The sequence below is a fragment of the Amycolatopsis dendrobii genome, from assembly GCF_014145675.1.
Taxonomy (GTDB): domain Bacteria; phylum Actinomycetota; class Actinomycetes; order Mycobacteriales; family Pseudonocardiaceae; genus Amycolatopsis; species Amycolatopsis dendrobii.
The window spans coordinates 260,838-286,944 of record NZ_JACGZW010000011.1 but is presented as its reverse complement, the minus strand read 5'-3'; the positions used below and the strand labels follow the sequence as shown (position 1 = coordinate 286,944).

Here is a 26,107-nt window from a genome sequence, read left to right as displayed (position 1 = left end):
GCCGGCCGGGACTTTCGGGTCCCGGCCGGTTTTTCATCCCTCGCGCAGGATCGCGTAGACGACCTCGTCGCGGTAGCCGCCGTCGCGCCAGGTGACCTGGCAGAGCAGACCTTCGCGATGGAAGCCGGTCTTCTCCAGCGTGTGCTGCCCGGCGACGTCCTCGCTGTCGACGAAGGCTTCGAGCCGGTGCGCGCGGGTGTGCCGGAAGAGCTGGTCGACGAGCAGTTGGTACGCCTTCGCGTCGGTGCCGTGCCCGCGATAGTCGGGTAGCAACGCGACGCCGACCCGGAAGCATCCGCCGGCGGGCCCGCCCCGGTCGGCCGCCTCCCAGGTAGCCATCCCGGCGACCACCGAGTCGACCGTCACCGCGACCGCGCTTGACGCCGGGCTGAGGAACCCGTCCTCGGCGAACCGGCGCCGTGCCTGCGGCCCGGTGAACCTCGTCCACTGAAAGGTGCCGGTGCCGTCCGGGTCCGTGGAGAACCGGTCGAGCACCGGAAGGTCGGCTTCGGCGAAACCCCGCAGGGCGATGTGTCCTGTCTTCATCAGGGTTCCCAGTGTAAAGAGCCGTTTTCCTGGTGTCCGGTGATCTTCCGGGTTGTTTCTCCGTGCGCGCTTGACAGCCGGGGCGGGGTGGAGCGAGACTGAGTGGTGTCGAACGGGTGTTCGATCCTGTTCGGCGCAGTGGTGTGTTTTTGGGTGCGATTGTTGGGTGACCGTGCGGTTTCCGCACGGATGAGGATGCGGAACCGCCTTCCCCGCGGTGTGTCGACGTCCGTCCCGGGCCAGGTGTGCCGACCTGTCCCGGGACGGACTCGTCGGCCGATCCCGGCGGAAGGAGAAACCGGTGACGACCGGAGCGGCTTCGGGGGCTGCTTCTTCGGGGTTTGCTTCGGAGATCGCGGAAGGATCAAGGGTTTCTTCGGCCGCGGGGGCGGCTGGAGAGGCTGGGGGGACTTCCGCGGACGGTGCGGTCACGGCTGGTTTTTGGGGAGCGGGTGAGGCTTCGGCTTTGGCCGGGGTGGTTTCGGGGGCCTCGGCGGCGAACGCTTCTTCGGTCGTGGCCGGGATGGCTTTGGGTGCTTCCGGGGCCAGGGGAGTTCCGGAAGCGGCTGGGGCGGCGTCGGGATCGGGAGGCGCTGCGGCCCTGGCTGAGATGGCCGTGGGAACTTCGGCGACGGGTGGTTCCTCGCCCGCAGCCGGGAAGGCGTTGAGGGCGAGCGACACTCGGTCTCTGGTGGGGGCGGCGTCGGGATCGGGCGGCGCGGTGGCTCTGGCCGAGGCCGATGCCGCGCCGAGCGACTCTTCGGTGGCGGCCGGGAAACTGCGCCCTCCGGTTCTTCCCGCTGACTCCGCCACGACCGATCTCCTTGGCACTGCGGGGATTTCCGCCCTGCTGAAGCGGTCGTCTCAGGAGATCTTCCCCGCCGCGGAAACCCAGGCTTCCGCGCCCACGAGCGTGCCGGAGGCGCGGCCGGCACGCTCGTGGGAAGTACTGGTGCCGTGGTCGGCGCTCGAAGCATTGGCGAAGGAACGGACGCCAGTCGCCGCGATGTCCGCGGGTTCCCCGAGGTCGATGTTCTCGTTGGGGGAGAACGAATCCCGTACCCGCCCGAACTCCCTGGACGCAGCGTTCGAGCCATGGACACCGGCCAGCTCCGGCGGGGCAGCAGAAGCCCGTTCGCCTGCTGCGCTTCGTTCGCAGGCCCGGCCGGCCGAATCCGGCCGTGAGCTTCGCCCCGCGGGTACTGCGTCGTCTGCTGACTCGCGCGTGTCCAGCGGACCTGATTCACCGACTCCGCTCACCCCGGCGAGCCGGCCTGGTTCACCTGCCCCGCGGCATTCGGGTCAGGTTCGCTCGTCTGCTGAGCGCGATTCGCCTCCTCAGCCTGAATCGGAGCCATCGACTCATCTTCGCTCGCTTGCTCCAGCCGACTCGCGTCCGGAACCTTCGCCCGGGCCACCGACTCGTCTCCGCCCAGAAACTCCTCCGGCCCCTAGTCCGGAGTCTCCGCTCACGCCGCCGTCTCAGCTGCGCCCGGAAACTCCTCCAGTCTCCCTGACCGAGCCCGACCAGGAAACTCAACCCGGGTCTCCATCCGCTCCTCCAGCACAACTGCACCCAGCAAACCCCTCGAAACTCCGGCCCCCGACCAGGATCCACCCCGACCCATCCGCACCAGCGGACCCGGCGCACCCGCTGGCCAAACTGACCGCCCTCCCCGGCGTCAGCACGGCCAGCACCGTCGCCGCCGAGCGGGCTTCCCGGACCGACTGGGATCAGGCTGCCGGGCGGATGCTTCCGGTGGCCCCCGCCCTGGCCGACCTTCTCCCCGGGGCCGGGTTGCGCCGCGGAAGCGTCGTCGCGGTTCACCACTCCACCTCGCTGCTGTTCGCGTTGCTCGCGGAGGCGACCGTCGCCGGGGCGTGGGCTGCGGTCGTCGGGGCCCCGTCGCTCGGGATTGTCGCGGCGGCCGAGCACGGCGTCGCCGTTTCGCGGCTCGCGTTGGTTCCGCAGCCGGGGGCCGAATACCAGGCGGTGATGGCCGCTTTGCTCGACGGCGTCGACCTCGTCGTCACCGAACCCAGGTCAGTCCGGCCGGACGTCGCGCGACGGCTCGCGGCGCGGGCCCGGCATCGCGGAGCAGTGCTGCTTTCGCTGGGGCACTGGCCTTCCGCCGACGTCGAGTTGCACTGCACCCCAGGCGCCTGGACCGGGGTGCTCGAACACGGTGCCGGGCACCTCCGTTCCCGTCCGGTCGAGGTGCACGCCCGCGGACGCGGTGCAGCAGCCCGGCCTCGGTCGGCATCAATGCTTCTGCCTGGCCAGGACGGCCGGGTTTCCCAGGGCGAGAAGCGCGTCGCGGCGCGGGAAGAGGCGGTCGGGTGAACCAAAGCAAAGACCCGCGTCGCCATCCCGTGCGAATGCTGGTCCTGTGGTGCCCAGACTGGCCCGCGGTCGCTGCCGTCGCCGCGGCGGGGAGCGTGCTTACCCAGCCGGCGGCGGTGTTCCATGCCAACCGGGTCGTGGCGTGCACCGCGGTCGCGCGGGCGCGGAACATCCGGCGCGGCATGCGGCGGCGCGAAGCGGAATCCCAGTGCCCCGACCTGTCGGTGTTCGGCGTAGACGAGGCGCGGGACGCACGGTTTTTCGAGGCCGTCGCTTCGGCGGTGGAGGAACTGGTCGTCGGGCTGGAAGTGGTGCGGCCCGGGCTGCTCGCGGTTCCCGTCGCGGGTGCGGCCGGGTATTTCGGCGGCGAACCGCGGCTTGCGGAAAAACTGGTGGACCAGGTGGCCGCGGCGGCGGGAGTCGAATGCCAGGTCGGGGTGGCGGAAGGACTGTTCGCGGCGACCCTCGCCGCGCGGCAGGGAGCGCTGGTCGAACCTGGGCGGAGCGCCGAATTTCTCGCCCCGTTGCCGGTGACTGAGCTGGACCAGCCGGATGCCGAGCGAGCGGATCTGGTCGGCCTGCTCGTCCGGCTCGGGTTGCGCACGCTCGGCGCCTTCGCCGAACTCGGCGAGCGGGACGTGGCCGCTCGGTTCGGACGCGCCGGCGTGCTCGCGCATAGGCTGGCCCGGGGATTGTCCGACCGGCCGCCGTTGCGTCGCAGTCCGCCGCCGGAACTGTCGCTTGCCGAATCGTTCGATCCGGTGCTCGCCCGAGTGGACGTCGCCGCGTTCATGGCCAAAAAACTCGGCGCGCGGTTCCACGCCGCGCTCGCCGATCGCGGGCTCGCATGCACTCGATTGGGTATATACGCGACAACTGAGAACGGTGAGCAGCTCGGTCGCGTCTGGCGTTGTGCGGAACCACTTACGCCGCAAGGGGTTGCGGACCGGGTCCGGTGGCAGTTCGAGGGCTGGCTCAAGGCCGCGCCCGGCGAACGGCCCACGGCCGGGGTCGCGCGGTTGCGGCTCGAACCGGAAGAGACTGTCGAAGGGAGGTCATTGCAGCTGGGGCTGTGGCGGGGGAGCGATCCCGGCGCCGGTCCGGGCGAGGACGAGGAATTGGCTGCCGAACGGGCCGGCCGTGCGTTCGTGCGGGTGCAAGGTTTACTCGGCCCGGAGGGCGTGGTCACGCCGCTGCTCGACGGCGGACGTGATCCGGCCAGCCGGGTCCGGCTCATCCCGTGGGGCGATCCGCGGGAACCGACCGGACCGCCGGACGCCACGTGGCCTGCCCGGTTGCCGTCCCCGTCTCCGGCGACGGTGCTGGAACAACCGTTGCCAGTCCAGGTTATCGACGAGCAGGGACGACCAGTCGGTCTCACCGCGCGCAAACGGCTGACCGCGCCGCCGAGCGGACTGTGCGTCGCGGGCGGGCCGCCGCGGCCGATCACCGGATGGGCCGGTCCGTGGCCGGTCACGTCGGGCCGTCGTTCGACCGGACCGCAGCAAGCCCGGCTGCAACTGCTGCTCGCGGCAGGGGAAAACGAAGCACCGGAGGCGGTGCTCGTCCTCTGCTCCGGAACTGAAAATCCAGTGTGGACAGTGGAGGGAAGCTACGACTGAACCGGCCGGGAAAACCGAAAACCGGTGGAGAAAACGAAAGGAATGCGCACATGATGGACCACGACCTGCCGGTGCCCCGTGTCCCGGCCGAACCGCCGTGCCCGTTCGACCCGGTGCCGGTCGCGCTGCTGATCCCGGAACCCCGTCGATCGCCTGAGACCCGGATGGACTGACGATGGGCTGGAACAACCCGCCGGTCCCGTGGAAGGACCTCGCGCGGGCGCTGTCGGGCGGGATGCCGCCCGGCGACCACGGCGACAGTCCCGCGTGGGGACGCAAACGCGAGGCGTACCGCCGCCCCGCCGACATCCCGCCGCCGCGCAGCGACCTGGAAGCCGGGCCGCGAGTGGCGTACGCCGAACTGCACTGCCACTCCAACTTCAGTTTCCTCGACGGCGCCAGCCACCCCGAGGAACTGGTGGAGGAAGCCGCGCGCTTGCGGCTCGACGCGATCGCGCTCACCGATCACGACGGCATGTACGGGGTGGTCCGATTCGCCGAAGCGGCCAAAGAGCTAGGCGTCGCAACGGTATTCGGCACCGAGCTGAGCTTCGGGCTGTCCGCGCCGCAAAACGGCGTCGCCGACCCCGAAGGCGAACATCTCCTGCTGCTGGCCCGAGGCAGCGACGGCTACCGCAGCTTGTGCCGCGCGATCACCGCCGGACAGTTGCGCGGCCACGAAGACGAAGACGCGGAGCGAGCCGAAAAAGGCCGCCCGATCTACGACTTGTCCGCGGTGGCGGAGGAAGTCGCGGGAAAATGCGCGGTGCTTACCGGCTGCCGCAAGGGATCCGTGCGTTCGGCGTTGGTGCGCGAAGGCCCGGACGCCGCGTTCGCCGAACTGCGCCGGCTCGTCGACCTCTTCGGCCAAACCCAGGTCTACGTCGAATTGATCGACCACGGCCAGCCGCTCGACAGCACGCACAACGACCTGCTGACCGAGATGGCCGGCGAACTCAAGCTGCCCACCGTCGCGACCACCGCCGCGCATTACGCTCGCCCGGAACGAGGCCGGCTCGCGGACGCCGTCGCCGCCATCCGCGCCCGGCGCAGCATCGACGACCTGGAAGGCTGGCTGCCCGGCGACGCCGCCGCGTTCTTGCGCTCTGGCAATGAAATGGCGGAGATTTTCCAGCGGTACCCAGGCGCGGTGCAGCGATCGGCCTTGCTGGGCATGGAATGCGCTTTCCCGCTGAAGCTGCTCGCGCCGGAGCTGCCGCCGTTCGACGTGCCGGACGGCGAGACCGAGACCACGCACCTGCGAAACCTCGTCAAGAAGGGCTTCGAGAAGCGCTACTCGGGCAAGGACCACGCGGACAAGGCCTGGCAGCAGATCAAGCACGAGATGGAGGTGATCGAGAAACTCGAGTTCCCCGGGTACTTCCTGATCGTCTGGGACATCGCGCGATTCTGCCGGGAGAACGACATTCTGTGCCAGGGAAGGGGTTCCGCGGCCAACTCGGCGGTCTGCTACGCGCTTGAGATCACCAAGGTCGATCCCATCGAGTACCACCTGCTCTTCGAACGGTTCCTCGCGCCTGACCGAGACGGCTATCCGGACATCGACATCGACATCGAGTCCGACCGGCGCGAGGAGGCGATCCAGTACGTCTACGGCAAACACGGCAGGCTCAACGCCGCACAAGTGGCGAACGTGATCACCTACCGCGCCCGCTCGGCGATCCGCGACGCCGCCAGGGCGCTCGGCTACTCGCCGGGACAGCAAGACGCGTGGAGCAAGCAAATCGACCGCTGGGGTGCTTTGCGCAGCACGGAAAAGGACCACGACCACGACATCCCGAACGACGTCGTGCAGCTCGCCTTCGCCCTCGAAGACTTCCCGCGGCACCTCGGCATCCACTCCGGCGGCATGGTGATGTGCCGGGAACCGGTGAGCCAGGTGTGCCCGGTCGAATGGGCGCGGATGGAAAACCGCAGCGTTCTGCAGTGGGAGAAGGAGGATTGCGCCGCGGTCGGGCTGGTGAAGTTCGATCTGCTCGGGCTCGGCATGCTTTCCGCGTTGCACTACATGCTCGACCTGGTCAAGGAATACAAGGGCGAGGAGATCGATCTCGCCGAGCTGGACCTCACCGACGAGAACATCTACGAGATGCTCTGCCGCGCCGACGCGATCGGCGTGTTCCAGGTGGAAAGCCGGGCCCAGCTGGCGACGTTGCCGCGGTTGCGGCCGACGAAATTCTACGATCTGGCCGTGGAAGTCGCGTTGATCCGCCCCGGTCCGATCCAAGGCGGTTCGGTGCACCCGTACATCCGCCGCAAGCAAGGGCGCGAGAAGTGGGATTACGACCACCCGCTGCTGGAGAAAGCGCTGGAGAAAACGCTGGGAGTGCCGCTGTTTCAGGAGCAGATGATGCAGATCGCCCTGGACGTCGCGAACTTCACCCCGGCCGAGGCCGACCAGCTTCGGCACGCGATGGGGTCGAAACGGTCGCAGCGGAAGATGGAACGGCTGCACAAGCGGTTCCTCGACGGAGCCATCGCCAACAAGGTGGACGCGGAGCTGGCGGAGAAAATCTTCCAGAAGCTCAAGGCCTTCGCCAACTTCGGCTTCCCGGAAAGCCATGCGCTGAGCTTCGCGCATCTGGTGTTCGCGAGCGCGTACTTCAAGCACTACCACCCCGACGCGTTCTGCGCTGGCCTGTTGCGAGCGCAGCCGATGGGGTTCTACTCGCCGCAGTCGCTGGTGGCGGACGCGCGCCGGCACGGCGTCCCCACGCTCGGCCCGGACATCAACCTGAGTCTCCCGCACGCGACCTTGGAAGCGTTGCCGGACAACGGAAAACTCCACGCGGTACGCGGCGGGCTCAGCACCGTCCGGATGATCGGCGAAACGCTGGCCAAGGAGATCGTGGCGGAGCGGCAGGCGAACGGCCGGTACGAGAGCATGTCCGACCTCGGCAGGCGCGTCCGGCTCACCACACCGCAGCTGGAAGCACTGGCCACCGCGGGCGCGTTCAGCGCGTTCGGTCCGGATCGGCGGCAGGCGTTGTGGTCCGCGGGCGCGGTCGCGCAGGACCGGCCGGAGAAACTGCCCGGCACCGGAGTCGGCGTGGACGCGCCGATGCTGCCCGGAATGGACGGGCTCGACGTCGCCGCCGCGGATGTCTGGGCCACCGGGATCTCGCCGGACAGCTACCCGACGGAGTTCATCCGCGACCGCCTCGACGCGCTCGGGGTCATCACCGCCGACCAGCTGCTGGACCGGTCCGACGGGGAGCGAGTGCTGGTCGGGGGAGCGGTCACGCACCGCCAGCGGCCGGCGACTGCCGGTGGAGTCACGTTCCTGAACATCGAGGACGAAACCGGCATGGTGAACGTGATCTGCACACTCGGGCTGTGGCAACGGTTCCACCGGATCGCGCGGGGCAGCGCGGCGCTGCTGGTGCACGGAGTGCTCGAAAAAGCGGACGGCGTCGCGAGCGTGCGCGCGCAGAAACTGGAGCAGCTGAGGCTGCGGATCCCCACGAAATCGCGGGACTTCCGATGACCGGCGGACAGTTCGTGGACACACGCCTTTCATCGGCTCGCAGCCACCCCGTCGAAAAGCCGGCGCCGGGGCTGATGTCATCCTGTCCGGGTGACGGAGACCGGCGAGGACTACACCGAAGCACGACTTTCCGGCCAGTGGTGGGAAAAACGCCAGTTCGTGGGTTGCGACTTCACCGAAGCGGACCTGCGCGATCTGCGCACCCGCGGCTGCACCTTCGACAACTGCGACTTCACCAAGGTCGATCTCGCCGGTTCGCGGCACGACGCGTCGGCGTTCCGCTCCTGCACGTTCGACCGTTCGGTGCTCGCCGACAGCCGATGGTCGTCGTGCTCGTTGCTTGGTTCGTCCTTTGTGGACTGCCGGTACGCCGGGATCGCGCTGACCGAATGCGATCTGTCGCTGGCGTCGTTCGCACGCGGCCGGCTGCGGAAACTGGACCTGTCCGGTCTGCGGATGCGGGAAGTGAACCTCAACGAGGCGGATCTGACGGATTCCGATCTGCGGGGCACGGATCTGTCCGGGTCCCGGATGATCGGCACGAAGTTTCCCGGAGCCGACCTGCGCGGCGCGGCGGTCGATGCGAACGGGCTGGTGCAGGCGGACTTGCGCGGCGCGTACGTGGACGTCGAACTGGCGGTGGCGTTCGCCGCGGCCAATGGCCTGGTCGTCAAGTAACGCGCTTCCGGGCACGAAAAAGGGGCGAAGCTCGCTGGCCCCGCCCCTTTTCCGCGTCGTCAGTCGATCGGCGGTTCGCCCGGGTCGAGTTCGATCAGGTCGCCCTCGGCGAGCAGTTCTTCGATACTCGCCGGAAGCAGGTACGCCGACCCGCCGCCCGGCTGGTTGAACCACGGGATCGCGACCCCGGCCAGCGTTTCGAGCGGCCGCTGCACGCGGTACACGTGGTAGGGCCGGTTCACCCACTCCGGGACCAGCGAACGCTCCTCGAACGGGGTGCCCGCCGCGTAGGTCAGGTTGCCGTTCGGACCGCCGAAGCGGTCCAGTTCGCTGCCCGCGGGCAGTTCGCGCAGTTCCTTGCCGCGGAACAGGGTCAGCGGCGGTTCCCCGGACAGCGGCGCGATCGGCCACTGCCCGCTGCCGCCGGTTCCGTTGGCGCGCACCGGTTCCTCGCGCCGCACCGGCGGTTCCCGCCGAGGCGGCGGGCTGACCGGCGGCGCGACCTGGGTGGGCGGTGCGCTGACCGGCGAGGCGATCTGCGTCGGCGGGGCACTGACCGGGGGAGCCACCTGGGTCGGCGGGCTCACCGGTGCCGCGACCTGCGTCGGCGGGGCTGGCGGCGGGGTCTGCCGGGCAGGCGGTTCGTCGTCGGCCAGCAGCTGATCGGCAGGCGTGAACGCGGTCTGCTCCTGCGGCGGCACGTTCTCGCGCGGCCGGACCGGGAACGAACCCGTCGCGACCTCCGGCGACAACGTCGCCACCACCGGCGGCTTCGGCGCGTCCGCGACTGGCTGCTCAGCCGGTGCGGGGGCTGCCGCCGCGACGTACCCGTCGGGGTACAGCAGCACCTTGCCGAGCATGAACGCCGCGGCGTCCTCCGCGTCGCCGAATACCGCCGGGTTGATCAGCTCGCCGTCGTACCAGCCGACGCGCCAGCCTTCGCCCACCTGCTCGACGCTCCACCCGCGTTCGGTGGGGCCGCCGAGCCGGTACGCGGCCTCGGGCACGTTCAGCTCGTCGAGCTTCGCCTGCAGTTCGGCCAGTTCCGGCTGAGCGGGCTGTTCCCGCCGCGCGACCGGAGCCGGTTCGGCCTGCTCCCGAGCCGCGCGCCGCCCGCCGGACGGCGGAGGCACCGGCATCTCCGGCACCGGGAGCCCGCCGGGGATCTCGGATCCCGGCATGATCATCGCGGTCGGCGGGCCCGCGTCGTACTCGGCCTCGCGGCGGTTGTCGTCCTCGTAACCACTGGAGTGCGTGAACAGTTCGGCACGCTGCTCGTCGTCGTCGCGGGACGGTTCGTTGCCGTGGGTGAAGAGCACCGGCTCGTCGTGCCCGGCGTCGACCGGCGGGTGAACGTCCGTGTCGTCCTCGTCGTCGGCCGGGTGGCCCGGACCGGCGCCGTTGCGGCTGGGGACGAGGTCGTGGTGGACGTCGGTGTGGTCTTCGTCGTCGTAGTGGCCGTCGTCGTAGCGGTCGTACTGCGCGCCGTCGAAGTCCTGCTCGAACGGCGGCTCCGCAGGACGCTCCGGCGCGGTGCCGTGGCGACCCTCGGCCTCCTTCTCGCGACTCCGGCCGTGCGCGGCGGCGGCGAGCCCGGCCGCGGCCAGCCCACCGGCCGCGGCGACTCCGGCCGCGGCTGCGCCGACATGACTGCCGTGCTCGTCCGCGGGCTCGGCCTGGCTGCCGGGTTCGGCACCGCGCCGTCCGCTGTCCTCGGCGTTCAGCCGCGCGTCTTCCCGGCGGCTGTCGTCCGCTTCGGCGTCCGACTGCGCTCGCCGACGGCCACCCTCCTGGTCACCAGGACGGCTGTCGTCCGGTGCCGCACCGCGCCGACCTGTGTCCGGCTCGGCGTTGTGCCGGTTCGGGGCGGGTTCTTCGGCGGAGTTGTCCGCGCCGATGAGCCCGTCGGCACCGATGAGGCCATCCGCGCCGACCAGCCCGCCCTCCGTGTTCGGAGCAGCGGGCTGCTCGAACGCGCCGACGCCGGGGACCTTGCTCCCGTGCGCGTCGGCGTGGTCGTCGTACCCGTGGGCTTCGTAGTCCGCCGCGTCGCGGTTGCGGTCGTCGACGTGGTGCGCGGGTTCGTCGTAGCCCGCTTCGTCGTGGCCGTGCTGACCGGCAGCTTCGTCGTACCCGTGCGGCTCGGCGTAAGCACCGGCCTCGTGGGATGCGGCGTCCTCGTACCCGTGCTGGTCGTCGTACGACTCGGCTTCGTATCCGCCGTGCGGTGCGTCGTCGTAGTCGCCGTGCGGTGCGGGGTTGCGGTAGCCGTCGTGGGCGGACTCGTCGTAACCCTCGTCGTGCTGGTCGTAACCATCCGCGTGGCCGCGCTGGCCTTCGCCGTGGTCTTGCCGGTCGTAGTCCTCCGGGTAACCGGCTGCCTGGCCGTGCTGGTCGTAGGCAGCGTCGGAGTGGCCTTGCTGGTCGTAGCCGTGCTCGGCATAACCGGCAGCGTCGTGGGCCTGGTCGTCGTAGCCGGACGCGTCGGGGTGCTCGTCGTAACCAGCCTCGTGCGCGTGGCCGGATTCGGAGTGAGCGCCGCTCGCTGCGGCTCCCGCGACTCCCGCTGCTCCTGCCGCCGCAGCTGTTGCGCCCAGTCCGTGCGACCCGCCAGGGCTGTCCGGTCCGGAGCCTCGCGTGCCCTGGGGACCGCCCGCGGCACCCTGCTGACCAGGCCTGTCGCGCCGGTCCGAGCCACCGCGGTCGGGCTCGAAGTGGTCTTCTGAGCCGCCGCGGTCGGCGAAGCCGGGGCCGTCCGTTGCGTCGGGACCGCCGAATTCGTCGGCCGGGCGGAAGCTGTCCGGCCGGCCGCTCGTGCCGGAGTCGCGGTTGTCGAATTCTTCGGCTGGGCCGCGCCGGTCGGCGCTGGGGGCACCTGGTCCGCCGGGCCTGCGGGGACCGGGGCCGCCGAACTCGTCCGCCGAGTCGAACTCGTTGGATCCGGGAGCGTCCGGTCCGCCGGGCCTGCTGAATTCCTCGGCCGGGTGGAAGGCACTCTCCGGCCGATCGGCTGGGCCAGGCCTGCCGTACTCGTCAGCCTGGTGGAAGGTGTCCTCTGGCCGGTCTGAACCGGGCCTGCTGAAGTCGTCTGCCGGGTGGAAGGTGCCTTCTGGGCCAGCGGCTGAACCGGGCCTGTCGTACTCGTCGGCGGGGTGGAAGCTGTCGGGGCTGTCCGGCCGGCCGGGAGTACTGGGGTTGCGGTTGTCGAATTCTTCGGCTGGGCCGCGTCGGTCCGGGCCGGGGGCACTGGGGCCGCCGGGCCTGCCGGAGTCGGGGCCGGCGAAGTCGTCGGCAGGGCGGAAGTTGTCGTGGCTGCCGGAGCCGCTTGCCGCGCCGAGTGCGGCCGCTCCGAGACCGGCTGCGCCGAGTCCCGCGGCGGCTGCGCCGACTCCGGCCGCGCTGGGGCCGCCAGAGCCGGAACCGGGGGCGTCTGCGTTGGGGACTCCGGATCCCGTTCCGTTGGCATCGAATCCGCCAGCGCCACCGGAGCCAGGTCCGCCGACGCCGTTCGGGCCGCCCGTGCCAGGGCCGCCGGCACTGCCTGCGCCGCCGGGACCATTAGGTCCGCCAGGGCTGCCCGGAACTCCAGTACCGCCTGGCCCACCAGCCGCGCCCGGGCCGCCGGGGCCACCAGAACCGGGACCGCCAGGACCGCCGGAGCCGGGACCACCCGCGCCAGGGCCACCGGCGCCAGGACCGCCAGAGCCGAGACCGCCAGCGCCAGGACCACCGGCACCGGGGCTGCCAGCGCCGGCGCCGGACGGGCCACCAAGACCGCCGGAACCGGGCCCGCCAGCGCCTGGACCGCCGGAACCGGGCCCGGCGGAACCGGGCCCGCCAGCGCCAGGACCACCGGCCCCAGGCCCGCCCGCCCCAGGCCCACCAGGACCGCCGCCAGGAGCGGGGCGTTGCTGCGGAGTCTGGCTCCCGCGAGTGAGGTACGCGGCCGCACCCTGCAGGGTCAGCTCGTCCACCTGCGGAAGCTGGAACGCGTTCGCCCGGATGTGCTCGATCAGATCCGCTTCCGGCGAGACGCCGTACGTGCGGAGGTAGAAGTTCACCGCGGCTGGCCAAATCCAGTGGCCGTCGCTGTGGAAGGCGACCGGGACCGTCGCTTCGGGAGTCTGGGCGAGACGGTCGATGTCGTAGCCGCGGTCCTGGACCACGACGGGGGCGTGGTCCAGATAGTCCAGCAGCCGGTCTTGCTCGTCGACGTCCAGATCAGGACGGTTGATGACCGGGCGGCCAGCCGGGCCGATGGTGTCGAAGATCCGGGCGATGCGGAAGTGCGGTCCGGGCTGTTCGGGACCGAGGCCGGACATGCGGCGGATCAGCCACTCGGGCACGTTCTCCTCGGTGCGCGGGAACATGCGCAGCTCGTCGGAGTACGCCTGGGGCGGCGGCGCGAGGTGCCATTGCGGCTCGTCGCGGTTGTATTCGAGGTTGTAGCTCGAAGGGTGGTCCAGCTGGTAGCGCGCGTTGAACCAGGTGCCGCGGCCGTCGCGGTACATGCCTGCGCGGAGTCTCCCGAACAGGGTCGCGATGTCGTGCGTCGCGATCCATTCCTGTGCGGAGCCGTCCTCGAGCACGATCTCGCCGGTCAGCTCGTGGTACCTGCCGACGGCTCGGTACTCCGCGGAGACTTTGCGCCAGTCGCGCGGGGCGGCGCGCAGCAGGGCCAGTCCGATCTGCTTGACCAGAGTGTCCTGCTCCGTCGCGTTCAGCTGCGTCGTCGGTTGTGCCACAGAGAACATTTTGACTGTTCGCGCGCGCGAACGCACCCCGCATAGGGCTTTTGCCACCCTCGGGCCGGTGGACGTGCCCGCTGACCTCGGCGGACGCGATATGGCACGGGTCACACGCCAGGGTGGGTGATGCGGTGGAGCCTCTCCAGCTTAAGACCCGGGACGGCTGATTCGACGGAAGACGCGCGGGCCGATCGGGTGGTGTCGTGGACACACAGAGTGCAGCACCCACTCCTGACCGGCAGTCTCCGGCGGCTCTGCGACAATGGCCGCCGTGACGGCGAAGATTCTCGACGGCAAGGCCACGAAGAACGCCATTTTCGCAGAGCTGCGCCCGCGCGTGGCCGCGCTCGCGGAGCAGGGGATCACCCCTGGGCTGGGCACGGTGCTGGTCGGCGACGACCCCGGTTCCCACTCCTACGTGAAGATGAAGCACGCGGACAGCGCGAAGATCGGCGTCAACTCGATCCGCCGCGACCTGCCCGCGGACATCTCGCAGGAGAAGCTCGAGGCCGTCATCGACGAGCTGAACGCGGACCCGGCCTGCCACGGCTACCTCGTCCAGCTGCCGCTGCCGAAGCACCTCGACGCGAACCGCGTCCTGGAGCGCATCGACCCGGAGAAGGACGCAGACGGACTCGCGCCGATCAGCCTCGGCCGGCTCGTGCTCGGCGAAGCGGGCGCGCTGCCGTGCACCCCTTACGGAATCATCGAGTTGCTCAAGCGGCACGGCGTCGAGCTGAACGGCGCGCAGGTCACCGTGGTCGGCCGCGGGATCACCGTCGGCCGCACGCTCGGTCTGCTGCTCACCCGGCGCAGCGAAAACTCCACCGTCACGCTTTGCCACACCGGCACCCGTGACCTGGCCGCCGAGGTGCGCCGCGCGGACATCGTGATCGCCGCGGCGGGCGTGCCCGGGATCATCAAGCCGGACATGGTCAAGCCCGGCGCGGCGGTGCTGGACGTCGGCGTTTCGCACGTCGAGGGCAAGCTCACCGGCGACGTCGACCCGGCGGTCGCCGAGGTGGCCGGCTGGCTGTCGCCGAACCCCGGCGGCGTGGGCCCGATGACGCGGGCGATGCTGGTCACCAACGTGGTCGAGGCTGCGGAACGCGCGGCCGCCCGCTGATGGCGATGACCGGGCAACGGCACCGCGGCGATCGTCCCTGGCTCGTCCACGTGCCGTTCGCGGTGATCATGCTGCTGCTGGCGGCGGCCGTGGTGCGGGCGCTGCAGTACCACTGGCGCGAGGGTGCGGTGCTGGTCGGCGTAGCCCTGTTCGTGGCCGGGGCGCTGCGTGCGGTGCTGCCGGAGGAGCGCGCCGGGCTGCTCGCGATTCGCGGCAAGGTCGTCGACATCCTCACCTACAGCGCGTTGTGCGCCGCGGTGCTCTACATCGCGCTGTCGATCGTCGGCGGCCCGTTCGACGCCTCGTCCTAACCGGTCAGGACGCGAGCGCGAGTTCCTTTTCGACTCGCGCCTCGCGCCGGTCCAGCAGCCCGGACACCGCGGCGATCGACACGCCGAGCACGGCCAGCAGCGCGCCGACCCAGTTCGGGGCCAGCAGGCCGAGTCCGCCCGCGATGACCAGGCCGCCGAGGTACGCGCCGATCGAGTTGGCGATGTTGAACGCCGACTGCACCGCGGCCGAGACCAGCGACGGCGTGCCGCCCGCCTTCTCCATGATCCGCGCCTGCATCATCGGGCCGATCATGAAGCCCGCGACACCCACGAAGAAGATCGTGACCGCCGCGCCGACCTTGCCCTGCGCGGTCACGGTGAAGATCGAAAGCACGGTCGCGAGCGCGAGCAGCGCGACGTACAGGCTCGGCATCAGCGCCTTGTCCGCGAGCCGTCCGCCGAGGTAGTTGCCGATCGTCATGCCGACCCCGGCCAGCGAAAGCAGCACCGTGACATTGGCCGGCGAGTATCCGGCGACGTCGGTCAGCATCGGCGCGATGTAGGACATGCAGGCGAAGACGCCGCCGAGGCCGAACATCACGATCGCCAGCGCCAGCCACACCTGCGGGCGGCGGAACGCGCCGAGTTCGCCGCGGATCGACGGGTCGGCCGGGCGGCCCTGGTGCGGCACCAGTTTCGCGATGGCGGCGATGGCGAGCAGGCCGATCACCGCGACGACGCCGAACGTCGCGCGCCAGCCGACCTGCTGGCCGAGCAGCGTGCCGAGCGGGACGCCGATGACGTTCGCCAGCGTCAGGCCCATGAACATCATCGACACGGCCTTCGCGCGCTGGCCCGGCTGCGCGAGGCTGGACGCGACGACCGCGCCCGCGCCGAAGAACGCGCCGTGCGGCAGGCCGGCGAGGAACCGGAACGCGATCCCGAAGTCCTGGTTCGGGGAGAGCGCGAACAGCGCGTTGCCGACCGTGAACAGGCCCATCATCGCCAGCAGCATCGTTTTGCGCGGCAGCCGGACGGCCAGCGCGGTGAGCAGCGGCGCGCCGATCACCACGCCGAGCGCGTAGGCGGAGATGAAGTAGCCCGCGGACGGGATGTCGATGTGGAAGTCCGCGGCGGTCAGGGGCAGCACACCCATCATCACGAACTCGGTGGTACCGATGCCGAAGGCGCCGACGGCGAGCGCGAGCAACGCGATGGGCACGGCTCTCCCTTCCTGGAGAAAACGATTGCTCAGCGCCTGGGGCACAGGCTTCTGAAGCGCTTTAGAACGTGGGCAAAAAACTAGACAGCCCCGACGTCGTCGTGCTGTCTCGCTCTAGTTGAACCGATGGAGGGCGGCCTTGTCATCCCGGTATTCGGGTGAGGCCCGCCACGTAGCGCGACCGCTCAGCGGGGCGCGGCCAGCACGCCGTCGAGCAGGCCGGGGAACAGTGCGTCGAGATCGTTGCGGCGCAACGAGTTGTACCGGGTGGTGCCTTCCTGGCGGCCGGCGATCACCCCGGCCTGGCGCAGTGTCGCGAGGTGATGGGTGAGTGTGGACTTGGTCACCGGCACCTCGAAAGCGCTGCACGAGATCTCCGTTTCGGAGTTCGCCAGCTGCCGGACCATCGCCAGCCTGACCGGGTCGGCGAGTGCGCGCAGCACCGCTTCGACCGTGATCTCCTCGCGGTCCGGATAGGCGAGCGGCGGCAGGGGCACAGAGGCGGGCATGAGTCCATAGTACGACGCCTGTCGAAATTGTCGGCGGGTCCGTGTACGGTCGTCATCGAACTACGACGTTCGTCGAACTATCCGTTCAGGTTTCCTTGGGGGAACATTCATGTCCAGCGTCTCGTCCTCGGCGGCGGCCCGGAACTCGGTGCTCGCGTTCGGGGCCTTCGGCGTCGGCACCAGCGGCTACATCGTGGCCGGGCTGTTGCCGGCATTGACCTCCGAGCTGCACATCTCCGCGACGGCCGCGGCGCAGCTCGTCACTTCGTTCGCCATCGCGTACGCGGTGGGCTCGCCGTTGTTCGCTGCCGCCACTGGGCGGTGGGAACGGCGCACGCTGCTGGTCGCCGCGCTCGCGGTGGCCGCGGTCGGGAACGTCTTCGCGGCCGTCGCGCCGGGGTACACCACGCTGCTGATCGCGCGGGTCGTCACGGCGATCGGGGCTGCCGTCTACACCCCGGCCGCCACTGCCGTCGCGGCCGAGCTGACCACGCCGGAACGTCGTGGGCGGGCCGTTTCGCTGGTGTTCGGGGGACTCACCATCGCGTTGATCTTCGGCGTTCCGCTGGGCAGCGTGATCTCCCAGCAGTTCGGCTACGAGGGCGCGTTCCTGTTCGTCGGCATCCTTTCGCTGCTCGGTGCGATCGGGGTGCGGGTCGCGCTGCCGACGGTCGCGCCGCCGCCGGTGGTCGGGCTCGCCGAGCGGTTCGCGGTCGCCCGGGACAAGCGGGTCGTCGCGCTGCTGGTCACCACCACGCTCGCCTGCCTCGCCGCGTTCATGGTCTACACGCTGGTGTCGCCGGTCTTGACGGCCACCGCCGGCGTTTCCGGCGGGACGATCACGGTGCTGCTGTTCTGCTACGGCATCGGCGGCGCGATCGGCAACTTCGCCGGTGGCCGCGCGGCCGACAAGTGGGGCCCGCGCAGGCCGCTGCTGGTCATCCTCGTCGGGTTCACCGCCGTGATGGTGCTGTTGCCGTTCACCGCGACGACCGTCGTCGGGGCCGGGATCACGTTGTTCGTGTGGGGCGTGGCGAACTGGTCGTTCAGCCCGCCGGTGCAGCATCGGCTCATCGAGCTGTCGCCGGGGCACGCCGGTCTCGCGCTGTCGCTCAACGCCTCGGCGATCTATCTCGGCGTCGGGTTGTCCGGCATCGTCGGCGGTGCGGTGCTGACCTCGGCCGGACCGACCGTGCTGCCGGAGATCGCCGCGATCCTCGCCGCCGCGGCGATGCTGGTGGTCGTGTTCTTCTGGGGCGCGCGGAAGCGGGCTGAGGTCCGCGAAGAGGTCGCGGTCTGAGAAGCTGCCGGGCGTGGCAGAGGTACTGGAAACCGTGCCAGGGCACGGCGGCGAATTGGTGCTGCGGCGCGACGGCGCCGAGTTCGAGGTGATCGAAAACGGGATGTTCCTGATGGACACCCGCAACGGCGAGTCGGAGCGGCTGCTCGTGACCGGAGCGGCCGACCGGCTCGCTTCTGGCGCGCGAGTGCTGATCGGCGGCCTCGGCGTCGGATTCTCGCTGCGTGCCGCGCTGGATCACGCCGCGGTCGGCTCCGTGGTCGTGGTGGAACGCGAACCTGCCGTGATCGCCTGGAACCGCACCGGTCCGCTGCGCGAAGTCCACGGTGCGGCATTGGACGATCCGCGGGTGACGATCGTCGAGGCGGACCTGGTGGAGTGGCTGCGGACGACGAGCGAGACTTTCGACGCGCTGTGCCTGGACATCGACAACGGTCCAGAGTGGACGGTCACCGAGGGGAATGCCTCGCTGTACGCCGATTCCGGCCTGGAACGGCTGTCTCAGCTGCTGAGTCCGGACGGGGTGCTGGCGGTGTGGAGCGCGGGCGCGGCACCGGGGTTCACGGCTCGGCTGCGGGAGCGGTTCGCCGAGGTGGACGTAGTGGAGATTCCGGTGCCGCGCGGGGAACCGGACGTGGTCTGGTTCGCGCGGAGCTGAGTCAGTTCGCCTTGGCGGCGGCCTTCGCGGCCTTCTTGAACGCGCGCACCTCGCCGAGCGTCTTCGCGTCCGTCACGTCCGCAATGGACCGACGAGAGCCGCGATCTCCGTAGGCACCGGCAGCCTCGCGCCAGCCCTTCGGAGCGACGCCGCGCTGTTTGCCCAGCAGTGCCAGGAAGATCTTCGCCTTCTGCTCGCCGAACCCGGGCAGTGCCTTGAGTCGCTTGAGCACCTCTTCGCCGTCCGGCTTGGGGCGGCCGTCCAGCCAGATGCCCTCGGTGCGGCCGTCGTAGTTCTCGATGATGTGCAACGCGAGCGCGTGCACCCGGCGTGCCATCGAGCCGCCGTAGCGGTGGATCGCGGGCGGCACGACGCACATCTCGACGAACTTGTCGACGTCCGTCGCGGCGATCTTGCGTAGATCGAAGCCGTCCATCCGGTCGGCGATCTTCCGCGGGCCCGCGAAGGCGTGCTCCATCGGGTACTGCTGGTCCAAGAGCATCCCGGTGAGCAGGGCGAACGGGTCGTCGTTGAGCAGCTTGTCGGCCGCCGGGTCGCCGGTCAGGTGCAGTTCGCGCAGCATGGCGCCATCTTCGCACAAACCGCCCGGTCAGCCGCGTGCGAAGCGGGCCGGGGTGGTGCCGAGGTAGCGGCGGAAGTGGCGGGTCAGGTGGGCCTGGTCGGTGAACCCGGCGGTCGTGGCGACGGCGGCGGGCGGGGTTCCGTCGAGCAGGAGGCGGCGGGCGTGGTCGACGCGGCGGCTGGTGACGTACCGGTGCGGCGGCAGCCCGAAACGGCGGCCGAACGCGCGGACCAGGTGGACCGGGTGCGCGCCTAGTACCTCGGAGGCGTCGGCCAGGGTCAGGGAATCGGGCAGGCGTTCGTCCAGGAGGTCGCGAAGGTCGTCGGCCAGGCTGCGGTCGGGCGGCGTGATCGCCGGGCGGCCGAGGTGGGTGCGCAGCCGCTGGGCGACCAGGGCTAGGCGGCTTTCGGCTTCCAGCGGTTCGGCGAGCGACTGGTGCAGCTGGTGGATTCTGGTGCGCAGCAACGGATCCGGCAGGCTCGGCTGGTCGACGGCGGCCCCGATCAGGTCGTCGCCGAGGACGTCGGCGTCGAGGTAGAGCACGCGTTTGCGGAAGCCCTGGCTGGTCGCGGCGCGCCCGTCGTGCGCGACGTTCGGCGGCAGCAGCGTGACGGCCGTGCCGAGCGCGCCGTGGTGGTGCCGGTCGAGGTCGTAGCTGATCGCGCCGTCGTCGACGATCAGCAGCGTCCACGTGTCGTGCGTGTGCGCGGGGTAGGCGTGGTCGGTGAACCGGGCGTGGAACGCCTCGGCGATTCCGGGCACCGAAGGACGCCAGGCCGACACCGTCATGTTCAAAACGTACAAGACCCGCACGCGGCGCCGAGCCGATGCTGTCCCGCATGAACCGATTCGACACGAAGATCGCCGTGCTGCTGCGGGACGACCTGGCCTCGTGGCAACGGCTGAACGTCACGGCGTTCCTGGTGAGCGGCGTGGCCCACACGACGCCGGAACTGATCGGCGAGCCCTACCTCGACGCCGACGACACCGAGTACCTGCCGATGTTCCGCCAGCCGGTACTCGTGTTCGCCGGCACCGCCGAGACGCTCGCACTGGCGCACAGCCGCGCGCTCTCGCGGGGTCTGCGGTTCTCGATCTTCACCGACGAGCTGTTCCAGACCGGCAATGACGTCGACAATCGCGCCGCGGTGCGTGCGGTGCCGGCGGAGAAACTGGCGTTGGCGGGGATGGCCGTGCACGGGCCGAAGAACGCGGTGGACAAGATCCTCAAGGGTGCTCAGCTGCACGGCTGAATGGGGGATTTTCCGCCGCGGCGCAGGGAATCCGGCTACACCTCGGACGAAGGCGCTTACGCGGTCGAAGTGGGCCCGGCTGGAACTCAGCGCGCCTGCCGGACAGCAGCTGCACGAGGGGGCTTACTCGAACACCGCTGTCCGGCCGCAGGATTCGCCGCAGCTCGCGACGCCGGGCTTCGTCGCATTTCGCGGGGCCCGGGCGGGCGGCGGAGGTGCAGTTCGACCGTTAGGCCTCCGCGAAAACCGCGAAGACCTGCCGTACCCGGTCGCCCTGATCGAGCGTCACGTGCTGTGCCGTCGCCGAGCTGAATCCGGCGTCGGTGGCCAGCGCGGCGGCTTCCTCGAGGGTGCCCGGGACGCGCAGGTCTCGCGGGAACACGTCAGCGAACTTGCCAGTCGGCTTGAACCGCTCCGACGACACCACGCTGAACGCCAGCTTCCCGCCCGGGCGCAGCACTCGCCGCCAGTCGGTCAAGGCGCGCGCGCCCAGGAAGTGCAGTGCGGACGCGCAGACGACCGCGTCGGCCTCGCCGTCGCCGATCGGCAGCGGGACCGCGGAGCCGACCTGCCAGGTGATCCGGCCGTCCGGGTCGCGGTCGGCGGCCTTGGCGCGGGCGATCTCGATCATCGCGGGGGAGAGGTCGATCGCGAAGACCTCGGCCGGTTCCAGCCGCAGTGCCGCGAAGGCCGCCGCGCCGGTTCCCGCGGCGACGTCGACCAGCAGGCCGGGCTTCGGGGCAAGACCGCCGATCAGCTGCTCTGCCACATACGGGTGGAAGGTGTCCTCGTCGTATCCCGCCGCGTCGGCGTCGAAAAGTGTGCTCACCTAGCCACCGTAGTGCGGTTGACCAGTGATTATCCGGGCAAGCGGCGGCGGCCGGCGAAACCGAGGTCGGCCCGGTGGTACCAGGACAGTTCGCGGTCGCCTTCGAGCCAGCACAACAGAACGTCGTCGCCGTCGAGCGAGGCCGGGAAGTCCACCAGCAGCGGGGCGAACCCCTTCAGTTCGGCCCCGGTCGCCTGGATCGCGGTCATCAGGTCGTCCAGCCTCGCCTGCGCGGCCTTCCACTCCGGCAGGCCGCCGAGGCTGGTGTCCCGTCCGCCCGGCCGCAGGGAAGCGGCGAGCTCGGCGGCGTCGGCGCGGACCCGGATCAGCTCGGCGAGCACGGGAAGCAACCGGGCGAGTTCGGTGCGGGCCTCGGCTACGGTGAACAATCCCATCTGCAAATAGTCTCACCGGGCCCGCGCCGTCCCGCCGCTACCTGCGCCGTCGCGCCAGCCGTGCCGCCAGACCCGTGCCGAGCAGCAGGAACCCGGTGCCGAGCAGCGCGCCGGAGGACATCCACCCGACCACGGCCACGGTCATCTCGCCGCGCGGCAGCAGGTCGAGCAGATCGAACGCCGAGCGCGGCGACACCAGCGTGAGCACGCCCGGAACCAGGCCCCACACCAGTCCGCCCGCGACCGGTCCGGTTCCCGACCACGCGCCGAGCACGGCGATCCCGAACAGCAGGACCGCGCCCGTCGCCATCAACGTGATGCCGAGGGCGTCCCCGTGTTCGGCGAACGAAGCCGCGATCTGCCGCTGGTGCCGGTAGCTGCCGTAGGCCAGCAGCCCGAGCGCGACCGGGGTGAGGACGAGCCCGCACAGCCCGCTGAGCACCCGTGCCACGGCCCGGCTTTCCGCCGGGGCCGCGACCGGTCCGCCCGCGGGGGGATAAACGGCGTAGGGCTCGGGGTATGACATGGCGGGACCTCCCAGTGCGGTGCTTGCCGCGATGGGACGGCCGCCCGGTCCGGCCGGTTCCGCAATCGTGCCCGGTCGGCAGGGCCGGTCAAGGGTGGTAGAGACTTGATTCCGACCACTTCTGGAACCATCCAGCTCTGTTAAGCAGTACGCTTGTACCGCTATCGGAGAGCGAAGAAGCGAACGCGAAGATCCGCGGAAGGAGCACCGCTGCTCATGGCCAAGATCAAGGTCCAGGGCACCGTTGTCGAACTCGACGGCGACGAGATGACCCGCATCATTTGGCAGTTCATCAAGGACAAGCTGATCCACCCGTACCTGGACGTCAACCTGGACTACTACGACCTGGGCATCGAGGAGCGGGACCGCACCGACGACCAGATCACGGTCGACGCCGCCAACGCCATCAAGCAGCACGGCGTCGGCGTCAAGTGCGCCACGATCACGCCCGACGAGGCGCGCGTGGAGGAGTTCGGCCTCAAGAAGATGTGGGTGTCCCCGAACGGGACCATCCGCAACATCCTCGGCGGCGTGATCTTCCGCGAGCCGATCGTCATGCGCAACGTGCCCCGGCTGGTACCCGGCTGGACCAAGCCGATCATCATCGGCCGCCACGCGCACGGCGACCAGTACAAGGCCACCAACTTCAAGGTCCCCGGCCCGGGCACCCTGACGATGACCTACACCCCCGAAGACGGCTCCGAGCCGATGGAGTTCCAGGTCGCGAACTTCCCCGAGGGCGGCGGCGTCGCGATGGGGATGTACAACTACCGCAAGTCGATCGAGGACTTCGCGCGCGCGTCGCTGCAGTACGGCCTCGACCGCGAGTACCCGGTCTACCTCTCCACCAAGAACACGATCCTCAAGGCCTACGACGGCATGTTCAAGGACGTGTTCCAGGAGATCTTCGAGACCGAGTTCAAGTCGGACTTCGACGCCAAGGGCATCACCTACGAGCACCGGCTGATCGACGACATGGTCGCCGCGTCGCTCAAGTGGGAGGGCGGCTACGTCTGGGCGTGCAAGAACTACGACGGCGACGTCCAGTCCGACACCGTCGCGCAGGGCTTCGGTTCGCTCGGCCTGATGACCTCGGTGCTGCGCACGCCGGACGGCAAGACCGTCGAGGCCGAGGCCGCGCACGGCACGGTCACCCGGCACTACCGCCAGCACCAGCAGGGCAAGCCGACCTCCACGAACCCGATCGCCTCGATCTACGCGTGGACCCGCGGCCTCGAGCACCGCGGCAAGCTGGACGGCAACTCGGAGCTCATCGGCTTCGCGAACAAGCTGGAGCAGGTCGTCGTCGACACCGTCGAGGGCGGCAAGATGACCAAGGACCTCGCGCTGCTGGTCGGCAAGGACCAGGAATGGCAGACGACCGAGGACTTCCTCGCGACGCTGGACGAGAACCTGGCCAAGAAGATCGCGCAGGGCTGATCTTTCTTTAGCCGGTTGAGAGAAGGGCACCTCGGAGGAGTCTTCCGAGGTGCCCTTCTCTTTTTGTCACTCTTCGTGTTGTGTCGGTGACAGGATTGGCACCTACGGGTGGAATGGGGTCGGGAACCTGTCCGGGCACGGTCGGACTGCCTACTCTGGACGAGGGGTTTTTCGCGACTGAGGAGCGGCCGTGATTCTGGGTTTGCCCAAGAAGACACTGATTATTATCGGAGTCATCGCTGCGGTCGTGGTCATCTACGCGTTCGGCCAGAAAGGCCAGGCCGATGCGCAGGGATCCCCGACCGGCTGCAAGGTCTCGGTGACCGCCGACGTGCTCAACGCGCGGGAAACCGCCGCGGGCAACGGGAAGGTCGTCGGGAAGTACTTGCGCGGCGCGGAATTCGACGCGCAACCCGTGGTGCAGAACGGGTTCCGGAAGATCGCCGACGGCAAGTGGGTCGCGGACAGCTTCGTGAAGCCGGTTCCCGGGGCCAAGTGCTGAGTCTGTTTCGTATTGGTGCTCGGCATGGGTGTTGAGCAGTTGGTGTGCTGACGTTGGTGCGCGCGGAGTCCGTTGCGGCGCTTAGGTTCGCGTGGTTGCCGGGTTTGCTGCGGCGCGTGGTTCCCCTGGGACCGAGCGGATGCTGAGCTGGGTTCGGGGCAGGCCATCGGGTCCGGTGATTGTTCGCTGGTTCGTCCCATGTGGTGGGACGACTGCGGCGGTCCAAGCGGGAATGCCGCTGGTCGGTTGAACCGATGCGTCCGTCCGGCTCGGTGCGTTCGCGATTGCCGGATGCCTTTGCGGCGACTGCTCCGGTTCGGTTTGCTCTTTTGCGCCGGGCGGCCACCGAGGCGAAAGCGTTCAGCGTGAACGGTGATCGCGTTTGTTTCGCGGAACTCGCGATTATGCGTGATTCAGCATGAGTCCTTCTTCCGCCGCGAGTACTTCCCCGGAGAACTCGGCGCGGGCTTCGGCTACCGAAACCGCGCGGTCGGAACCGGGCCAGAAATGTGTGAGCAACAACGTCCGGACATTCGCCGCGGAGGCGAGTCGGCCTGCTTCCGCGGCGGTCATCAGGAGGCGGGGACCGTCCGGGGGTGTGCCTTGCCGGGTCGCTTCGCAGACGAGGACGTCGGCGTCGCGGGCCAGGTCGGTCAGTTGCGGAGCGGGACCGGTGTCGCCCGTGTAGGCGAGGGTGTAGCCGGGTGTGGTGAGCCGGACTCCGTAATTCGGCACGTGGTGCGGCAGCAGTGCGGTGGTGAGGCGGAACGGGCCGAGATCGGTCTCGGGGCCAAGGTCGTGCAGGTCGAAGTTCTCGTCGGGGGCCGGACTGGGCTCCATCGCGGCTAGCCGGCGCACGGCGCCGGGCGTGCAGTGCAGCGGGAGCTTGCGGTCGGTCGTGTTGTAGCGGGCCCGGCCGAGCGCGCTGACGTCCGCGAGGTGGTCCGGGTGCTCGTGCGTGACGACGACCGCGTCGAGCCGGTCGGCGGGGACGTGCTGGAAGAGCCGCGAGGCGGCTCCGTAGCCGAGGTCGAGTGCGACGTGGAAATCCTCGTGGGACAGCAGGAATCCGGCGCACGCGCGGCCGGGTTCCGGCCAGGCGCCGCAGCTGCCGAGGACGGTCAAGCGAGGCATGGCGGTCATTCTGGACCTCGCCGGACCTGCCGTGCGCGGAAAATTGTCGGACCCGGCGGGTAGCGTGCGCGGGGTGCTGATCGTCTCCACTGTCAACGTCAATGGCCTCCGGGCCGCCGTCAAGAAGGGCTTCGTCGAGTGGCTGGCCGCCACCGAGGCGGATGTCGTCGCGTGTCAGGAAGTGCGGGCTGAGGCCGCGCAACTGCCCGCGTCCGTCGTCGCGCCGGAGGGGTGGTTCGCCGCGCACGCGCCTTCGGTCGCGAAGGGGCGCAACGGGGTCTCGCTGTACAGCCGCGTCGAGCCGGACGAGGTGCGCACCGGATTCGGCGAGCCCGAGTTCGAGGACAGCGGGCGGTACCTGGAAATGCACCTGCCCGGCGTGGTGGTGGCGAGCCTGTACCTGCCGAGCGGCGACGTCGGCACCGAGCGGCAAGACGAGAAGGAACGCTTCATGGCCGCGTTCCTGCCGTACCTGGTCGAGCTGCGCGCGAAGGCGGCCGCGGAGGGCCGCGAGGTCGTCGTGGTGGGCGACTGGAACATCGCCTACGACACCGTCGACCTCAAGAACTGGCGCGGCAACCAGAAGAACTCCGGCTTCCTTCCCGAGGAACGCGAGTGGATGGGCCGCGTCTACGAGGCGGGCTACGCCGACGTCCAGCGTCGTCTCGACCCCGAGGGCCCCGGGCCGTACACGTGGTGGTCCTACCGGGGCAAGGCGTTCGACAACGACTCGGGCTGGCGCATCGACTGCCAGCTGGCGACGCCCGGTCTGGCCGAGAAGGTGACGTCGGTAATGGTCGAACGGGCAGAGTCCTACGACCAGCGCTGGTCGGACCACGCGCCGGTCACCGCGACGTACGACGTGCCGTTCCCGGACTGAGCCTGGTTGTCCTGCTGGTGACTAGTGGGTGA

At 69.9% G+C, this 26,107-nt stretch carries 23 protein-coding genes; 13 read left to right on the top strand and 10 right to left on the bottom strand.

Annotated features, from left to right (window positions below; genetic code table 11):
* Positions 1-33 precede the first annotated feature (33 nt).
* On the bottom strand, positions 34-546 hold the full coding sequence (locus H4281_RS31835) for a GNAT family N-acetyltransferase (RefSeq protein ID WP_182894571.1): 513 nt from the start codon (positions 544-546) through the stop codon (positions 34-36).
* A gap of 1,612 nt (positions 547-2,158) precedes the next feature.
* Here H4281_RS31835 and imuA' point away from each other — a divergent pair.
* The 5 genes from imuA' (at position 2,159) to H4281_RS31815 (ending at position 8,698) form a co-directional block, all read left to right on the top strand.
* A complete protein-coding gene (gene imuA', locus H4281_RS31830; RefSeq protein WP_512699002.1) occupies positions 2,159-2,890 on the top strand; it encodes a DnaE2-dependent mutagenesis accessory factor ImuA' in 732 nt (243 codons plus the stop codon).
* Between the two features lie 35 nt (positions 2,891-2,925).
* Entirely contained in the window at positions 2,926-4,512 is a 1,587-nt protein-coding gene (locus H4281_RS31825) for a DNA polymerase Y family protein (protein WP_182894682.1), read from the top strand.
* A gap of 50 nt (positions 4,513-4,562) precedes the next feature.
* Positions 4,563-4,685, top strand: coding sequence for a hypothetical protein (locus H4281_RS46380; RefSeq protein WP_281390625.1), 123 nt, complete (start codon positions 4,563-4,565; stop codon positions 4,683-4,685).
* Between the two features lie 2 nt (positions 4,686-4,687).
* Positions 4,688-8,020, top strand: coding sequence for an error-prone DNA polymerase (locus H4281_RS31820; RefSeq protein WP_182894569.1), 3,333 nt, complete (start codon positions 4,688-4,690; stop codon positions 8,018-8,020).
* A gap of 90 nt (positions 8,021-8,110) precedes the next feature.
* Positions 8,111-8,698, top strand: coding sequence for a pentapeptide repeat-containing protein (locus H4281_RS31815; RefSeq protein WP_182894568.1), 588 nt, complete (start codon positions 8,111-8,113; stop codon positions 8,696-8,698).
* A gap of 59 nt (positions 8,699-8,757) precedes the next feature.
* Here H4281_RS31815 and H4281_RS45815 read toward each other — a convergent pair whose 3' ends face one another.
* A complete protein-coding gene (locus H4281_RS45815; RefSeq protein ID WP_246412438.1) occupies positions 8,758-13,452 on the bottom strand; it encodes a glycohydrolase toxin TNT-related protein in 4,695 nt (1,564 codons plus the stop codon).
* Positions 13,453-13,717: 265 nt separating this feature from the next.
* On the opposite strand from H4281_RS45815, the gene H4281_RS31800 reads away from it, so the two are divergent.
* Complete coding sequence (locus H4281_RS31800) at positions 13,718-14,572, top strand: bifunctional methylenetetrahydrofolate dehydrogenase/methenyltetrahydrofolate cyclohydrolase (RefSeq protein WP_237597993.1); 855 nt, start codon at positions 13,718-13,720, stop codon at positions 14,570-14,572.
* Positions 14,572-14,883, top strand: a complete 312-nt coding sequence (locus tag H4281_RS31795) for a DUF3017 domain-containing protein (protein WP_182894566.1) — start codon at positions 14,572-14,574, stop codon at positions 14,881-14,883. Before H4281_RS31800 ends, H4281_RS31795 begins: the two co-directional genes overlap by 1 nt.
* Positions 14,884-14,887: 4 nt before the next feature.
* On the opposite strand, the gene H4281_RS31790 is transcribed toward H4281_RS31795, so the two are convergent.
* Both H4281_RS31790 and H4281_RS31785 read right to left on the bottom strand, forming a co-directional pair.
* Entirely contained in the window at positions 14,888-16,066 is a 1,179-nt protein-coding gene (locus H4281_RS31790; protein ID WP_182894565.1) for an MFS transporter, read from the bottom strand.
* A 185-nt stretch (positions 16,067-16,251) separates the two neighbouring features.
* Complete coding sequence (locus tag H4281_RS31785) at positions 16,252-16,575, bottom strand: ArsR/SmtB family transcription factor (RefSeq protein WP_182894564.1); 324 nt, start codon at positions 16,573-16,575, stop codon at positions 16,252-16,254.
* Between the two features lie 109 nt (positions 16,576-16,684).
* Here H4281_RS31785 and H4281_RS31780 point away from each other — a divergent pair, with 109 nt between their 5' ends.
* Together H4281_RS31780 and H4281_RS31775 are read left to right on the top strand one after the other, a co-directional pair.
* On the top strand, positions 16,685-17,875 hold the full coding sequence (locus H4281_RS31780) for an MFS transporter (RefSeq protein ID WP_182894563.1): 1,191 nt from the start codon (positions 16,685-16,687) through the stop codon (positions 17,873-17,875).
* Positions 17,876-17,888: 13 nt separating this feature from the next.
* Complete coding sequence (locus H4281_RS31775; protein ID WP_182894562.1) at positions 17,889-18,533, top strand: spermine/spermidine synthase domain-containing protein; 645 nt, start codon at positions 17,889-17,891, stop codon at positions 18,531-18,533.
* A 1-nt stretch (position 18,534) separates the two neighbouring features.
* Here H4281_RS31775 and H4281_RS31770 read toward each other — a convergent pair whose 3' ends face one another.
* Positions 18,535-19,116 (bottom strand): HhH-GPD-type base excision DNA repair protein, encoded by a 582-nt coding sequence (locus H4281_RS31770; protein ID WP_009072508.1) that lies wholly within the window; start codon positions 19,114-19,116, stop codon positions 18,535-18,537.
* 27 nt (positions 19,117-19,143) lie between these two features.
* Positions 19,144-19,905, bottom strand: coding sequence for an AraC family transcriptional regulator (locus H4281_RS31765; RefSeq protein WP_182894561.1), 762 nt, complete (start codon positions 19,903-19,905; stop codon positions 19,144-19,146).
* A gap of 50 nt (positions 19,906-19,955) precedes the next feature.
* On the opposite strand from H4281_RS31765, the gene H4281_RS31760 reads away from it, so the two are divergent.
* Positions 19,956-20,369, top strand: a complete 414-nt coding sequence (locus tag H4281_RS31760) for a DUF2000 domain-containing protein (protein WP_182894560.1) — start codon at positions 19,956-19,958, stop codon at positions 20,367-20,369.
* A gap of 229 nt (positions 20,370-20,598) precedes the next feature.
* Here the strand turns inward: H4281_RS31760 and H4281_RS31755 are convergent, their stop codons facing one another.
* Genes H4281_RS31755 through H4281_RS31745 form a run of 3 tightly spaced genes read right to left on the bottom strand, consistent with a single transcriptional unit; the run spans position 20,599 to position 22,119 of the window.
* The gene (locus tag H4281_RS31755; protein WP_182894559.1) at positions 20,599-21,198 is read right to left on the bottom strand and encodes a class I SAM-dependent methyltransferase; all 600 of its coding nucleotides are present in this window, start codon (positions 21,196-21,198) and stop codon (positions 20,599-20,601) included.
* A gap of 29 nt (positions 21,199-21,227) precedes the next feature.
* Positions 21,228-21,593, bottom strand: coding sequence for a DUF2203 domain-containing protein (locus H4281_RS31750; protein ID WP_037816161.1), 366 nt, complete (start codon positions 21,591-21,593; stop codon positions 21,228-21,230).
* Between the two features lie 37 nt (positions 21,594-21,630).
* Entirely contained in the window at positions 21,631-22,119 is a 489-nt protein-coding gene (locus H4281_RS31745; protein ID WP_237597998.1) for a hypothetical protein, read from the bottom strand.
* Between the two features lie 216 nt (positions 22,120-22,335).
* Here H4281_RS31745 and H4281_RS31740 point away from each other — a divergent pair, with 216 nt between their 5' ends.
* Positions 22,336-23,559, top strand: coding sequence for an NADP-dependent isocitrate dehydrogenase (locus tag H4281_RS31740; RefSeq protein WP_037816160.1), 1,224 nt, complete (start codon positions 22,336-22,338; stop codon positions 23,557-23,559).
* A 190-nt stretch (positions 23,560-23,749) separates the two neighbouring features.
* Positions 23,750-24,061, top strand: coding sequence for an SH3 domain-containing protein (locus H4281_RS31735; protein ID WP_182894558.1), 312 nt, complete (start codon positions 23,750-23,752; stop codon positions 24,059-24,061).
* Between the two features lie 402 nt (positions 24,062-24,463).
* On the opposite strand, the gene H4281_RS31730 is transcribed toward H4281_RS31735, so the two are convergent.
* Positions 24,464-25,195, bottom strand: a complete 732-nt coding sequence (locus tag H4281_RS31730) for an MBL fold metallo-hydrolase (RefSeq protein ID WP_182894557.1) — start codon at positions 25,193-25,195, stop codon at positions 24,464-24,466.
* Positions 25,196-25,259: 64 nt separating this feature from the next.
* On the opposite strand from H4281_RS31730, the gene H4281_RS31725 reads away from it, so the two are divergent.
* Positions 25,260-26,075 carry an exodeoxyribonuclease III gene (locus H4281_RS31725; protein WP_182894679.1) on the top strand — a complete coding sequence of 272 codons (816 nt, stop codon included), beginning with the start codon at positions 25,260-25,262 and terminating at the stop codon, positions 26,073-26,075.
* Positions 26,076-26,107 lie beyond the last annotated feature (32 nt).

Excerpts from the sequence above, each read along its gene's own strand:
- H4281_RS31780 (WP_182894563.1), top strand. The coding sequence starts at position 16,685 with ATGTCCAGCGTCTCGTCCTCGGCGGCGGCCCGGAACTCGGTGCTCGCG.
- H4281_RS31820 (WP_182894569.1), top strand. The coding sequence starts at position 4,688 with ATGGGCTGGAACAACCCGCCGGTCCCGTGGAAGGACCTCGCGCGGGCG.
- H4281_RS31745 (WP_237597998.1), bottom strand. The coding sequence starts at position 22,119 with ATGTCATACCCCGAGCCCTACGCCGTTTATCCCCCCGCGGGCGGACCG.
- H4281_RS31835 (WP_182894571.1), bottom strand. The coding sequence starts at position 546 with ATGAAGACAGGACACATCGCCCTGCGGGGTTTCGCCGAAGCCGACCTT.
- H4281_RS31785 (WP_182894564.1), bottom strand. The coding sequence starts at position 16,575 with ATGCCCGCCTCTGTGCCCCTGCCGCCGCTCGCCTATCCGGACCGCGAG.
- H4281_RS31760 (WP_182894560.1), top strand. The coding sequence starts at position 19,956 with ATGAACCGATTCGACACGAAGATCGCCGTGCTGCTGCGGGACGACCTG.
- H4281_RS31795 (WP_182894566.1), top strand. The coding sequence starts at position 14,572 with ATGGCGATGACCGGGCAACGGCACCGCGGCGATCGTCCCTGGCTCGTC.
- H4281_RS46380 (WP_281390625.1), top strand. The coding sequence starts at position 4,563 with ATGATGGACCACGACCTGCCGGTGCCCCGTGTCCCGGCCGAACCGCCG.
- H4281_RS31765 (WP_182894561.1), bottom strand. The coding sequence starts at position 19,905 with ATGACGGTGTCGGCCTGGCGTCCTTCGGTGCCCGGAATCGCCGAGGCG.
- H4281_RS31750 (WP_037816161.1), bottom strand. The coding sequence starts at position 21,593 with ATGGGATTGTTCACCGTAGCCGAGGCCCGCACCGAACTCGCCCGGTTG.
- H4281_RS31770 (WP_009072508.1), bottom strand. The coding sequence starts at position 19,116 with ATGCTGCGCGAACTGCACCTGACCGGCGACCCGGCGGCCGACAAGCTG.
- H4281_RS31730 (WP_182894557.1), bottom strand. The coding sequence starts at position 25,195 with ATGCCTCGCTTGACCGTCCTCGGCAGCTGCGGCGCCTGGCCGGAACCC.
- H4281_RS31825 (WP_182894682.1), top strand. The coding sequence starts at position 2,926 with ATGCTGGTCCTGTGGTGCCCAGACTGGCCCGCGGTCGCTGCCGTCGCC.
- H4281_RS31740 (WP_037816160.1), top strand. The coding sequence starts at position 22,336 with ATGGCCAAGATCAAGGTCCAGGGCACCGTTGTCGAACTCGACGGCGAC.
- H4281_RS45815 (WP_246412438.1), bottom strand. The coding sequence starts at position 13,452 with ATGTTCTCTGTGGCACAACCGACGACGCAGCTGAACGCGACGGAGCAG.